Origin of the sequence: Clostridium sp. 1001271B_151109_B4, assembly GCF_015670405.1 — a bacterium.
In the GTDB taxonomy this organism is placed as follows: Bacteria; Bacillota; Clostridia; order Clostridiales; family Clostridiaceae; genus Clostridium.
In genome coordinates this window covers 81598-94627 of record NZ_JADPBQ010000009.1, presented here as the reverse complement: position 1 = coordinate 94627, position 13030 = coordinate 81598, and the positions used below count along the sequence as shown (strand labels likewise).

Genomic DNA, 13030 nt, shown 5'->3' with positions numbered 1-13030 from the left:
ATAGGGAATAAAATTATGTAAAAGATAAAGAAAATATTGACTTTGGGTAACAGGAGATTGAGATGAAAAATAGTTATAAGTTTTTTATAATTTTTATTGCTATATGGATAGTTGTAGCAATAGTTTTAAATATTAAACTAGACAAAATAAATAGTAGTAAGAGCAATAATGAAAAAGAAGTGGTTGAAAGTAATAATAGTAATGATATTTTTAATAGCAAGTTTGAGGAGCAAGGAGAAATGAGAGGGGTATGGATATCAACAGTTAATAATTTAGATTGGCCTGAAGTAGGTAGCTATAACAACAATAAGATGCAAAAGGAATTATTAAAGGAAAAATTGGATTTTATTGAAGATAATAATATGAATACTGTATTTTTTCAAGTAAGACCTATGGGAGATGCTTTATATGAGTCAGAGTATTCACCCTGGTCAAAATATTTAACTGGAGAATTAGGCAAGGATCCAGGATATGATCCATTAGAATTTGCAATAGAAGAAGCCCATAAAAGAGGAATAGAATTGCAAGCTTGGTTTAATCCATTTAGAATAGATAGTAATTCAGAGAAATTTAATTTTGATGATTATATTAATGAATTACCTGAAGGAAGTCCTTTAAAAGAAAATAAGGATTGGATTGTAAAATATGATAAATATAGTTATTTAGATATTGGAATACCAGAGGTAAGGAAATATGTAATAGATTTAATTTTAGAAGTAGTCGATAAATATAATATAGATGGTATTGTACTTGATGATTATTTTTATCCTTATCCAGTCAAGGGATTAGATTTTCCTGATGATTCAACATATAAAAAGTATGGTGAAGGATTTTCATCAAAGGAAGAATGGAGAAGAAATAACGTTAATTCCTTTATTAGTGAACTAAATAATGCAATAAAATCAAAAGATTCTACATTAAGGTTTGGAGTGAGTCCATTTGGAATCTGGAGAAATGGAGAATCAGTTGGAGGAAGTGCAACAAGTGGATTAAGTAGTTATGATGATGTTTATGTAGATTCAAAGAAGTGGATAAAAGAGGGATATATTGATTATATTATTCCACAAATATATTGGCAATTTGATAATACAAATGCACCTTATGCTACTCTTGTTGATTGGTGGGCTAAACAAGTTGATGGGACAAATGTAGAACTATATATAGGAAATGCTATTTATAAAATAAATGATTCAACTTATGGAGAGGCATGGTTAAATGAAAATGAGGTAATAAATCAAATTAGATATTCAAGAGGAATATCTAATGTTAAAGGTAATTGTTTCTTTAGATTAGGGAGTTTAGAAGAAAATAGATTAGGCTTTACAGATAAGTTAAAAGAATTATATGAAAACAAATAATAAAAAATTGACAATATATAGAAAAAGGATATCATATATCTTATACAAATAGTAAATTTAATTTGTTTAATAAAGGCAATGGGGCCTTAAGATTATCTTAAGGTACTGTTGTCTATTTTTACATTTAAATTTTCATTATCTTTTTGATATTATTTCAAAAGATAACCTCCTAAAGTTTTATATAGCTTGCAAAGCACTTATTTAGAGATAAATTAGTAAAATGTAATCCTTAAAATTAAACTTCCTAAGTAATAAATAAGTGCTTTGTAATTTATGTAGTAATAGATTATGCTTGAAGGGGATTTTCAAGCAGTAAAAAATATATAATATCAATTAATAATTTATAGTAGAATTATTGTAGTAAAATTTAATTATATTTAATAAGAAAGGCAATGACGAGTTACGTTTATCTAAGCATAAATTAAAGGTTGTATTAGTTTAAATAGAGTAAGGTAGATATAGGAGAATTATGTAATAACTAATAAATCCTATATCTTTTTTTATATGAATATAAATAATAAATAGAGTATTTGAATTTAATCAAAAAGAACTTTCCAGTTTTCAGTTTCTTTAGCCTTAAAGCACATTTCTATTTGTTCAAAATTAGATTTTTCTTCAGAAAGTGGAGGTAAATTATCAAGTGAAAAGTAACCGATTTCTGAGGTTTCTATATTTTCAATAAATTCACCACCAACAACATCACATTGAACGAAAACTTTACATATACCATAGGGGTAAAGCGGTGTATTATGCTTATTTCTATCTTGAATAGCTATAACTTTATCGGCAACAACGTCAAGTCCAGATTCTTCTTTTACTTCTTTTATTGTGTTTGATTCTATTGATTCTAATACATCAACCCATCCACCAGGTAATGACCATTTTCCATTTAGTTCATGAACCAATAATATTTTTTCATCTTTAAAAATTGCAGCTCTAGTATCTAATTTAGGCGTTTGATATCCTTCTTCATTACAAAATAAATTCTTTATTTTATCAGTTGGAATATCAGTTTTGTAACTTAACATTTCAGCAGCAATATTTCTCAAATTTTCATAACGTTCTTTATCATACATGTCTTTTGTATATGTCAAACCGCATTGTGCTATACTTTGTATTTCAATAGCCCATTTTAACCAAGGTTCTTTTAAAAATATATTACTCATAAATCCTCCGTATAATATGATTTTAAATTTTGAATTTCAATAGTAATAAGTAATAAAACTATTTTTATTTGTTTTATTAGTTAGTTAAATTAATTATAATTTTATTTTGCTGACTATAAATTAACTAAGATGAAACAGTAATTTTAGATTATTTTACTATATGCTGGCTAAGTAGTTGCCATTATTTTACCAAGATCTTTTAGGTCATAACCACCAATTCCTTTTAGTTCGTTTTTAAACCTATCAGAAGATAAAATAGAAATTATATTTTGATAAATTGGATTATTTAAATCACTTTTTTTAATAATTAAATCATACCTTTCAGTTTGAATTGGTATGAAATCAATAGTTTCAACTTGCATAGAAGCTTTTTTATTACCAATTCCAACATTGGCATCTCCACGGCCAACTGCACTTGCAACTGCTAAATGTGAAGTTTCTTCATTATAGTATCCATTTATACAATGTGGATCAATGTTAAGTAATCTTAACTTCTCGTCAAGTAAAACTCTAACGCCACTACCTTTTTCTCTGTTAACAAATTTAATATTGTCATTAATTAAATCTTCAAAAGACTTTATATTTAATGGATTTCCTTTAGCAACGTAAAAGCCTTGTAATCTATATGCTAAATTAATAAGTACACAAGATGTTCCAGGGACAAGCCTTTTAACATAATCAACATTATAGTTATCAGTGTCTCCATCCCAAAGGTGGCACGAAGCAATAGAAACCCTATTGTTATATAAATCATATAATCCATTATAACTACCTTTATAAGAACGTAAAACAGTAAAGTCTGGATATAGTTCTTCAATGTATCGAGCTAAGATGTCCAATAAAATATCTTGACCAGCAATTATAATTTCGTTAATAGATTGATTACCTAATGTAATAGAATTATTAATTGGTTGTTGAGGTATATTAGTTACTGAATTATTTTGAGTTTCGATATATTTTGATTGTTTAAAGCCAATTTTTTGATTGCTTATATATTCTTCTACATCCTGCATATCAATTCTAATTTTTTTCCCTATTTTATAGCTTGGTAATTCACCACGTTTAATAAGTTCGTAAACAGTGTTTTTAGTTATCTTTAGTAATTCTGACACTTCTAATGGAGTCAAAGAAGATTTTAAGTCCATGTTATCCCTCCTATATATTATGATAATTTTATCATTATTAATAAATAAATTGCAAGAAGTAACGAGATATGATATTATTTTATTTGTATTAAACATGACAAAACAAAACGAAACATAACAAAATGAACTTGTTTAAAGAAAATGGAGGATGTAATAATGAAGAAATTAGGAATGATTTCAATGTTACTATGCTGTAGCTTATTATTTGTAGGTTGTGGTAAAAGTAATGAGGGGGAAAATACTAGTAAAGGTGATACAGAGGCAAAGGCTGCTGTAGAGCTAAATATCTCTGCAGCTGCAAGTTTAAAAGAAGTAATGGCTGATTTAGAAACAGAATATAAGAAGAGTAATGAAAATGTTACTTTAGTTGTAAATTATGGTGCATCAGGTTCTCTTCAACAACAAATAGAGCAGGGAGCACCTTGTGATTTATTTATTTCTGCAGGGCAAAAGCAAATGAATGCATTAAAAGATGAGGGATTATTAGTTGACGATACAACAAAAGATTTAGTTGAAAATTCTTTAGTTCTTATAGCAGCTAATGGAATTGATATTACTAGCTTTGATGATTTAAAAAGTGATAAAGTTACTCATATAGCTGTTGGTGAACCAGAAAGTGTTCCAGCTGGTAAATATGCCGATGAAGTATTAACAAACACAGGAATAAAAGATAGTATTACTGATAAATTAGTTTTTGCTAAGGATGTTAAAGAAGTTTTAGCTTGGGTTGCATCTGGAAATGCAGATTTAGGATTTGTATACTTAAGTGATGCATTAAGTAGTGATAGTGTTACTATAGTTGAAAATATTGATGAAGTAAATAATCACTCTTCAATTACTTATCCAGTATCAGTTATAAAAGATTCAACTAATGTTGATGAAGCAAAGAAATTTGAAGATTTCTTATTTACTGATGCAGCACAAAAGATATTTGAAAAGTATGGATATAAATCTGTAGAATAATATTCTGTAGAGTTAAATTGAAGAAAGTAAGGTTATAAGTTATGGATTTTTCACCTTTATGGATATCGATAAAAACAGCCTTTCTTGCAACTATTATAACTTCAATAATAGGTATATTTATATCTTATAAAATGGCTAATTATAAAGGAAGAGGTAGAGGGTTCATAGATGGAATCTTCACTCTTCCTCTAATATTACCACCAACTGTTATAGGATTTTTTTTATTACTTATTTGTGGGAAAAATGGATTTGTAGGAAAGATTTTTATGAGTTTTAATAAAAATATTATATTTAGCTGGAGTGCAACAGTTATTGCTGCTACTGTAGTTGCATTTCCAATGATGTATAGAACTTGTCGTTCTGCATTTGAGCAAATAGATAAAAATATGATTTCAGCAGCAAGAACATTAGGATTAAGTGAAACTAAGATATTTTTTAAAATTGCAATTCCACTTGCTTGGCCAGGAATAATTGGGGGATTAGTATTAAGCTTTGCAAGAGCCCTAGGCGAATTTGGGGCAACATTAATGATAGCAGGAAATATACCAGGAAGAACGCAAACAATGCCAGTAGCAATATTCTTTGCTGTTGAAGGTGGAGATATGAATAAGGCTATGATTTGGGTTTTAATTATAGTTTCAATTTCATTTATAATGATATTTTTACTAAATTATTGGTGCGATACTCAGCAAAAGTTAATAGGTAATAGGGGGAGGTAATTATGAGTTTACATATAAATATTACTAAAAATTTATCTTCCTTTAACTTAGATGTTTCTATGGAAAGTAAAGGTGGCATTATAGGCTTTTTAGGAGCGTCAGGTTCAGGTAAAAGTATGACACTTAAGTGTATAGCAGGTCTTGAAAAAGCTGATACAGGAAAAATAATAATTAATGATAAAGTTCTTTTTGATTCACAACAGAAAATAAATATTAAAACTAAAGATAGAAGAGTAGGATTTTTATTTCAAAATTATGCTTTATTTCCTCATATGACTATAAAAGATAATATTGAAATTGGATTAGATAAGATAAGTAAAGAAGAAAAGAATAAATTATCATCTAATTTTATTAAAAAATTTGGATTAGAAGGCCTTGAAAAAAGATATCCTTGGCAGTTATCGGGTGGACAACAACAAAGAGTTGCACTTGCAAGGGCTCTTATTACATCACCAGATGTTTTGCTTTTAGATGAGCCCTTTTCTGCCCTTGATAATCATTTAAGGGCTACAATGGAGAGAGAACTTGTAGAGATTCTAAAAGATTATAATGGGACAGTAGTTTTTGTAACTCATGATATAGCAGAGGCTTATAGGGTATGTGATAAAATAATAGTATTTGATGGTGGAAAAGCTAAGAGTATAAGGAAGAAAAATGAATTGTTTGAAACACCAAAATCATTGGCTGAAGCTAAGCTTACTGGATGTAAAAATGTATCAAAGGCTAAGATATTAGAAGATAATTTTATTTTAGCAGAAGATTGGAACTTAAAGTTAAAGTGTTCAAGTGATGAAAAATATATTGATTATATAGCAATAAGATCTCATAATATTAAATTATTTAAAGAGCAAGAAAATGATGAAAATGTATTTGAGATGAGTATTGAAAATATAGTAGAAAATCCTTTTGATTATACTTTATATATTAGGAGAATTAATGCAAGTAAATCAAATTTAATACATTTTACTATTTCTAAGGAAGAAATGGTATTTAACATTAATGAAAAGATAAAGGTTAAATTTGAGCCAGAATATTTATTTACCTTTAAAAGTGAATAAATAACTATAAAAAATCATGTCATGAAGTTTGACATGATTTTTTTTTGTATTGTTATTTATTTAGATGATATAATTATATTTAGAAAAAAGCTTTTAAATCCAGAAAAAGAAATATATAGTAAGATTTTAAATAATTGTGATTTAATTCTAGAAGAAAGTATGTTTAGAAATGATGGTATTGAAAATATTAAAGGTGCAAATGAAAAAGGTATTAAAAGGATTCAATAAGTATAAGTGAATTAAGAAAAGATCTAAATGAATGTGGGGGCTTAAAAAGTTAAATATATAAAATTATAAATTGAAATAGTACAAGGGAGGAAGCTTATGAGTATTTTATTAGAAGCTTGTGTTGGATGTTATGAAGAGGCTAAAAAAGCAGAAATTCAAGGTGCAGATAGAGTAGAACTATGTGATAACTTAGCAGAAGGTGGGACAACTCCTTCTTATGGAACAATATATTTAGCAAAGAAAAATCTTAATATACCGATAGCGGTAATAATAAGACCAAGAGGTGGAGATTTTGTTTATTCAAATGATGAATTTGAAATAATGAAAAGAGATATAGTTGTCTGTAAAGAATTAGGGGTTGAGACTGTAGTATTTGGTATATTAAATAAGGATAATAAGATTGATATAGAAAGAACTAATGAATTAATTGAGTTATCCAGTGGATTAAAAGTTACTTTTCATATGGCTTTTGATGAAATAGATGATAAGTTTGAAGCATTAAATCAGCTTATTGATATGAAAGTTGATAGAGTTTTAACTAAAGGTTGCAATACACATGCTACAGATGGAAAAAATGTATTGAAGAGACTTATAGAAAAAAGTAATGATATGATTACTATTTTAGTTGGTGGTGGAGTTAATTATAAAAATTATAAAGAACTTTCAAATTATATAGGATGTAAAGAAATGCATGGGAGTAAAATAGTAGGGGATTTAAAATAACATAGTTTAGGATTAAATTTAGTAAGTTTATATAAAATGTAAAAAATTAAAACTTATATATAATTTGTCTTTAGTAATATGCCTTTATATAAGTAAATTAATAAAATAAATTCCAATAAGTTCAACTTATTGGAATTTTGTCGAATCTAATATTTTATATTTTCTTTTTAAAGAAAATTTCACCTACACCATCATCATTAATTCCACATAGCATTCCGCACTCTGTGAATCCCATTTTTAAGTGCCACTTTTGTGGATTAACCGCATCTGTCATTGTTGAACTTAATAAGGTAGATTGTCCATTATTTCTTAAATAATCTTCTAAGAATGATAATAGTGATTTTCCAATACCATTAGTTCTATAATCCCTTTTTATAACTATGTAACTTATAAATGGAAGGTGAGTCCAAATATATTCAATTTTTAAGCAACCAATAACTTCATTGTTTAGCTCAGCTACTATTACTTCTTTCATATCAATTTTATTCTTTATAATACTAGCATTTTTATGTAAGTCTAATTCTACGCAGCTATTAAAATCTTTTTGTTCAGCAAATCTAATATTCATATTTTTAATTACTACCTTTCTATACACTATTTTACAATTTTATTATAGCCCATTTTTACTATTTTATGAATAAATATTATAGTATATAATAAGAATAAATTAAATTATAAGAAAAGGAACAAAATTATGGTACATGAATTAACAGTATATAAATTAGGTAAATTATTAAATGAACTTTCTTCTGAATATAATATGAAATTATTAGTGAAAAGAAAGTTAAGTGGAGGATTTATTACAATTACAGGTGAAGTAAATGTAGCTTATATTCCAAATGATAAAAAAGCTTTAAAGGGAAATAATATTATAGGTTTAAAAGTTAAAAATGACGGTGGGGAAATTGATTTAAAAATTACAGGAATTAAAGATACTTTATTTAAAGTTGAAGTTGCTCCTACTAAATTTAAAGAAGTTAGTATTGGAGGATTATCTATAGATAAGATTAAAGAAAGTAAAGAGGAGTGTAAAATAAGAGTTGATGAAGATTTAATTTTTACAGTTCCTGCACCAAATGAAGTAGTAGAAAAATTAATATAAAAAATATATTATTAAATGTCGATACTAGTTAGGTATCGATATTTTTATGTTTTTGTAAAGGGATAAGGAAAGATATTTTACAGTAGAATAAGAGTAATTGTATAACTTTAACTGAAATTTCATATTGTTCTGTATCTTTAAGAATAATAAAATTATGCTATAATGATGTAGTTGAAAAAATTTAAATATTGGGGGTAAAAGATTGAGTGACGATATTATAAAGAAGCTAACCCTTGAAATAAATAAACATGAGAGTTTAGAAGATAAAGAACTTAAAATAATTAAGTTCCAACTTTTAAGAAAAAGTATGATCTTAAAAGTTGTTTTAAGAGGTAAGGAAAAATTAGTTCATGAAGAAGAAGAGTTAATTAAAAAGATAATTTGTAAAACTTTAATGATAAGAATTACTGTTGAAATAGTATTTTATAGAGATGCATCAGACATAAGTTTAGAAGAAGTAATACAAAATCACTGGATTGAATGTATTTCAAGCACTATTAAAAATACTCCTTTGTGTAAAAGTCTTTTATTAAATTGCAGAAAAGAAATTAATGGAAACAAAGTTATCATTTACAATGGATATGATAAATTAACAGATCATTTAAAAGGTAAAAATGGAGAAAAGTCATTAGAAGATACTGTAAAAGCAATGTTTGGTATAACATGTAGGTTCGAACTAAAGTTTGATCCGGAAATGGAAGTTACTATAGATTTTGCTGCTAGGGAAAAAGAAGAACGAGAATTATTAAGTAAAGCGATGCAAGCAAGAGTACAAGAAATTAGTAACAGCCATAGTGGAGGAAGTAAGCCATCAGAGAAAAAGCCAGCTGAAAAGAAATCTTATGAAAAGAAAGAAAATGGATATAAGAGAGAGTCAAAAGCAGAAAATGCTATTTATGGCAGAAATATTTCTATTGAAGCAACGCCAATTAATGAAATTGATGAAAGATCAGGTTATGTTGCAGTTTTAGGAGATGTATTTAAAGTTGATACTATGGAAACTAAAACAGGTAAGATAATTTTAACTTTCTATATTACTGATTATACAAGTTCAATAACAGTTAAATGTTTCTTAAAGCCTCAAGAAAAAGATGAAGTTCTTGATAATATTAAAAAGGGGCTTTATTGCAAAGTAAGAGGAGAAGCTGTTTATGATACTTACCAAAGAGAAGTTGTAATAATGGGTAGAGATATTTTAAAAATGAAAAAGATGGAGAAGATGGATGGAGCAGAAGAAAAAAGGGTTGAGCTTCATTGCCATACTACTATGAGTGCAATGGATGGAGTTACTCCAGTTTCTAAAATAATAGAAAGAGCTGCTAAGTGGGGGCATCCGGCAATAGCAATTACTGACCATGGTGTTGTTCAGGCGTTCCCTGATGCACAGATAGCTGCTAAGAAAAATAAAATTAAAGTTATTTATGGGGTTGAAGGATATTTAGTTGATGATGGAGTTCCATTAGCATTAAATGAAAAGGGTCAAAATTTAGATGATACTTATGTGGTATTTGACTTAGAAACAACAGGATTTTCATCTAAAAATGATAAAATTATTGAAATAGGTGCAGTTAAAATTAAGAATGGAGAAATAATTGATAACTTTAGTGAATTTGTTAATCCAAGACGACCTATACCATATAAAATAATAGAATTAACTGGAATTAATGATGATATGGTTAGGTATGCACAATCAATTGAAGACATACTTCCTAAATTTTTAGAGTTTATAGGTGATTCTGTAGTTGTTGCGCATAATGCTAGCTTTGATTGTAGTTTTATTTCTAAAAATTGTAATGATTTAGGTTTGAAATTTGAACCAACTGTAGTTGATACAGTACCGTTATGTAGATTTTTATATCCAGAATTAAAATCTGTAAAATTAAATATTGTAGCAAAGCATTTAGGGATAAAGCTTGAAAGCCACCATAGGGCTGTAGATGATGCTAAGGCAACTGGAGATATATTACTTGAGTGTATTAAAAAAATTAAGGAAGAGTTAGAAATTAATACTCTTTCAGAATTGAATAAAGTATTTTTAGAAAAAGTTGATATTAAAAAATTACCTACTTATCACATAATTATATTAGCTAAAACTCAAGCCGGAATTAGAAATCTATATAAACTAGTATCTGAAGCTCATATAGATAATTTCTTTAGAAGACCTAGAACTAAAAAGTCTAGGCTAATGGAAATGAGAGATGGACTTATTATTGGTGGGGCTTGTGAAGCTGGTGAAGTTTATAGAGCAGTAGTTGGTGGAAAAAGTGATGAAGAAATAAAAGAAGTGATGAGTTTTTATGATTATGTTGAGATTCAGCCTATTGCTAATAATGCTTATATGATAGAAAAAGGTTCAGTAAAAGATGAAGATGAGCTAAAAGATATTAATAGAAAAATATATGATTTAGCAAAGGAAATTAATAAACCTACTGTAGCAACTTGTGATGTTCATTTTTTAGATCCTCAAGATGAGGCGTTTAGAAGAATTATAATGGCAGGACAGGGATTTGGAGATGCTGATAATCAAGCGCCTCTTTATCTTAGAACTACAGAGGAGATGTTAAAGGAGTTTGCTTATTTAGGAAGTGATATTGCTAAAGAAGTAGTAATAAAAAATCCTACAGCAATTGCTGACTCAGTTGAGGAAAATTTAAAACCAATTCCAGATGAAACATATCCTCCTAAAATTGAAGGTGCGGATGATGATATAAGAAATATGACTATGAACAAGGTGCACTCTATTTATGGTGATCCTTTACCAGAGGTGGTACAAAAGAGACTAGATAAAGAGTTAAACTCCATTATTAATAATGGTTATGCGGTTCTTTATCTAATTGCTCAAAAGTTAGTTGCTAAATCTTATTCAGACGGTTATTTAGTTGGATCAAGAGGATCTGTTGGTTCATCTTTTGTTGCAACAATGTCTGATATAACAGAGGTTAATGGATTACCGCCTCATTATGTTTGCCCAAAATGTAAAAAGTCTCATTTTTTCTTAGATGGATCTGTTAGTTCAGGTGCCGATCTTGAAGATAAGGACTGTCCAGATTGTGGAGTGCCATATATTAAAGATGGTCATGATATTCCTTTCGAAACATTCTTAGGATTTGAAGGGGATAAAGAACCAGATATAGATTTAAATTTCTCTGGAGATAACCAAGGAGATATTCATAAGTATACAGAGGTATTATTCGGAAAGGGATATGTATTTAAAGCGGGAACAATTGGTACAGTAGCAGAAAAAACTGCATATGGATTTGTTAAAAAGTATTTAGATCAAAAAGGACTTGTAGTATCGCAAGCAGAAATTGAAAGATTGACAATTGGTTGTACAGGGATTAAAAGAACTACTGGTCAGCATCCAGGGGGGATAATGGTTGTACCTAATTATACAGATGTATATAATTTTACACCTATTCAAAGGCCAGCAGATGATCCAACATCTGACGTTACAACAACACACTTTGATTATCATTCTATTTCAGGTAGATTGCTTAAGTTAGATATACTTGGGCACGACGATCCGACAGTACTTAGAATGTTACAAGATATAACTGGATTAGATCCTAAGACTATACCTTTAAATGATAAAAAAGTACTGTCTTTATTTACATCACCTGAAGCTCTTGGTGTTACAAAAGAAGAGCTAGAATGTGAAGTTGGTTCATATGGTTTACCTGAGTTTGGAACTAAATTTGTTCGTCAAATGCTTGTTGATACTCAACCACAAACATTTTCAGACTTAGTAAGAATATCAGGACTTTCACATGGTACTGACGTTTGGCTTAATAATGCCCAATACTTTATTAAGGAAGGATATACTACCTTAAGAGATTGTATTGCAACTAGAGATGATATCATGGTTTATCTTATGTATAAGGGTGTTGCTCCTAAAACAGCCTTTACAATAATGGAAAGTGTAAGAAAAGGTAAGGGATTAACAGAAGAGTTTGAGAAGACCATGAAAGAAAATAATGTTGAAGATTGGTATATAGAATCATGTAAAAGAATAAAATACATGTTCCCTAAAGGCCATGCTGTTGCTTATGTTATGATGGCGGTGAGAGTTGCGTATTATAAGGTATATTATCCATTAGCATATTATGCAACATATTTTACGGTTAGAGGTGCTGATGACTTTGATGCAGATTTAATATGTAAGGGTGAGACTGCAGTTCATGCAAGACTTCAAGAATTATATGAGCTGGGAAATCAAGCAACTGTAAAAGATAAAGGGTTGATGACCGTATTAGAACTTTCTTTTGAAATGTACAAAAGAGGATTTAAAATGTTAAAAGTAGATTTATATAAATCTGATGCAACAAAATTCTTAATTATAGATAATGCACTAAGACCTCCTTTAAGTTCATTACAAGGAGTTGGAGTCAATGCTGCAAAATCTATTGCAGAAGCAAGAAAAGATGGAGAGTTTATTTCTAAGGAAGATTTAAGATTAAGATCAAAGGTTTCAAAAACTGTAATTGAAACATTAAGTAATCATGGTTGCTTAGAAGGCATGTCTGAAACTAACCAATTATCATTATTTTAATAGTATAAATAATTAAGGC

The 13030-nt window shown here is 28.4% G+C and carries 11 protein-coding genes; 8 read left to right on the top strand and 3 right to left on the bottom strand.

Annotated features, from left to right (window positions below; genetic code table 11):
- The first annotated feature begins 62 nt into the window (after nt 1-62).
- Nucleotides 63-1358 carry a family 10 glycosylhydrolase gene (locus I4V63_RS08135; RefSeq protein ID WP_196000797.1) on the top strand — a complete coding sequence of 432 codons (1296 nt, stop codon included), beginning with the start codon at nt 63-65 and terminating at the stop codon, nt 1356-1358.
- 536 nt (nt 1359-1894) lie between these two features.
- Here I4V63_RS08135 and I4V63_RS08130 read toward each other — a convergent pair.
- Together I4V63_RS08130 and I4V63_RS08125 are read right to left on the bottom strand one after the other, a co-directional pair.
- Nucleotides 1895-2524: an NUDIX hydrolase gene (locus I4V63_RS08130; RefSeq protein WP_196000796.1), complete on the bottom strand. Its 630-nt coding sequence runs from the start codon at nt 2522-2524 to the stop codon at nt 1895-1897.
- 167 nt (nt 2525-2691) lie between these two features.
- A complete protein-coding gene (locus I4V63_RS08125) occupies nt 2692-3669 on the bottom strand; it encodes a helix-turn-helix transcriptional regulator (protein ID WP_196000795.1) in 978 nt (325 codons plus the stop codon).
- A 156-nt stretch (nt 3670-3825) separates the two neighbouring features.
- Here I4V63_RS08125 and modA point away from each other — a divergent pair, with 156 nt between their 5' ends.
- The 5 genes from modA (at nt 3826) to I4V63_RS08100 (ending at nt 7360) form a co-directional block, all read left to right on the top strand.
- Nucleotides 3826-4632, top strand: a complete 807-nt coding sequence (gene modA / locus I4V63_RS08120; RefSeq protein ID WP_196000794.1) for a molybdate ABC transporter substrate-binding protein — start codon at nt 3826-3828, stop codon at nt 4630-4632.
- Nucleotides 4633-4673: 41 nt separating this feature from the next.
- Nucleotides 4674-5351 carry a molybdate ABC transporter permease subunit gene (gene modB / locus I4V63_RS08115; RefSeq protein ID WP_196000793.1) on the top strand — a complete coding sequence of 226 codons (678 nt, stop codon included), beginning with the start codon at nt 4674-4676 and terminating at the stop codon, nt 5349-5351.
- 2 nt (nt 5352-5353) lie between these two features.
- Nucleotides 5354-6409, top strand: coding sequence for a sulfate/molybdate ABC transporter ATP-binding protein (locus I4V63_RS08110; RefSeq protein ID WP_196000792.1), 1056 nt, complete (start codon nt 5354-5356; stop codon nt 6407-6409).
- A 33-nt stretch (nt 6410-6442) separates the two neighbouring features.
- Nucleotides 6443-6637, top strand: a complete 195-nt coding sequence (locus tag I4V63_RS08105) for a hypothetical protein (protein ID WP_196000791.1) — start codon at nt 6443-6445, stop codon at nt 6635-6637.
- 96 nt (nt 6638-6733) lie between these two features.
- Nucleotides 6734-7360, top strand: coding sequence for a copper homeostasis protein CutC (locus I4V63_RS08100; protein ID WP_196000790.1), 627 nt, complete (start codon nt 6734-6736; stop codon nt 7358-7360).
- A 154-nt stretch (nt 7361-7514) separates the two neighbouring features.
- Here the strand turns inward: I4V63_RS08100 and I4V63_RS08095 are convergent, their stop codons facing one another.
- Nucleotides 7515-7928: a GNAT family N-acetyltransferase gene (locus tag I4V63_RS08095; protein ID WP_196000789.1), complete on the bottom strand. Its 414-nt coding sequence runs from the start codon at nt 7926-7928 to the stop codon at nt 7515-7517.
- Between the two features lie 126 nt (nt 7929-8054).
- Between I4V63_RS08095 and I4V63_RS08090 the strand changes: the two genes are divergently transcribed.
- Nucleotides 8055-8462 carry a UDP-N-acetylglucosamine pyrophosphorylase gene (locus I4V63_RS08090; RefSeq protein ID WP_196000788.1) on the top strand — a complete coding sequence of 136 codons (408 nt, stop codon included), beginning with the start codon at nt 8055-8057 and terminating at the stop codon, nt 8460-8462.
- 202 nt (nt 8463-8664) lie between these two features.
- On the top strand, nt 8665-13011 hold the full coding sequence (locus I4V63_RS08085; RefSeq protein WP_196000787.1) for a PolC-type DNA polymerase III: 4347 nt from the start codon (nt 8665-8667) through the stop codon (nt 13009-13011).
- Nucleotides 13012-13030 lie beyond the last annotated feature (19 nt).

What these genes read in the sequence shown, in the direction of transcription:
- modB (WP_196000793.1), top strand. Translation starts at nt 4,674, where the DNA reads ATGGATTTTTCACCTTTATGGATATCGATAAAAACAGCCTTTCTTGCA.
- I4V63_RS08125 (WP_196000795.1), bottom strand. Translation starts at nt 3,669, where the DNA reads ATGGACTTAAAATCTTCTTTGACTCCATTAGAAGTGTCAGAATTACTA.
- I4V63_RS08130 (WP_196000796.1), bottom strand. Translation starts at nt 2,524, where the DNA reads ATGAGTAATATATTTTTAAAAGAACCTTGGTTAAAATGGGCTATTGAA.
- I4V63_RS08135 (WP_196000797.1), top strand. Translation starts at nt 63, where the DNA reads ATGAAAAATAGTTATAAGTTTTTTATAATTTTTATTGCTATATGGATA.
- I4V63_RS08105 (WP_196000791.1), top strand. Translation starts at nt 6,443, where the DNA reads ATGATTTTTTTTTGTATTGTTATTTATTTAGATGATATAATTATATTT.
- modA (WP_196000794.1), top strand. Translation starts at nt 3,826, where the DNA reads ATGAAGAAATTAGGAATGATTTCAATGTTACTATGCTGTAGCTTATTA.
- I4V63_RS08095 (WP_196000789.1), bottom strand. Translation starts at nt 7,928, where the DNA reads ATGAATATTAGATTTGCTGAACAAAAAGATTTTAATAGCTGCGTAGAA.
- I4V63_RS08100 (WP_196000790.1), top strand. Translation starts at nt 6,734, where the DNA reads ATGAGTATTTTATTAGAAGCTTGTGTTGGATGTTATGAAGAGGCTAAA.
- I4V63_RS08090 (WP_196000788.1), top strand. Translation starts at nt 8,055, where the DNA reads ATGGTACATGAATTAACAGTATATAAATTAGGTAAATTATTAAATGAA.
- I4V63_RS08110 (WP_196000792.1), top strand. Translation starts at nt 5,354, where the DNA reads ATGAGTTTACATATAAATATTACTAAAAATTTATCTTCCTTTAACTTA.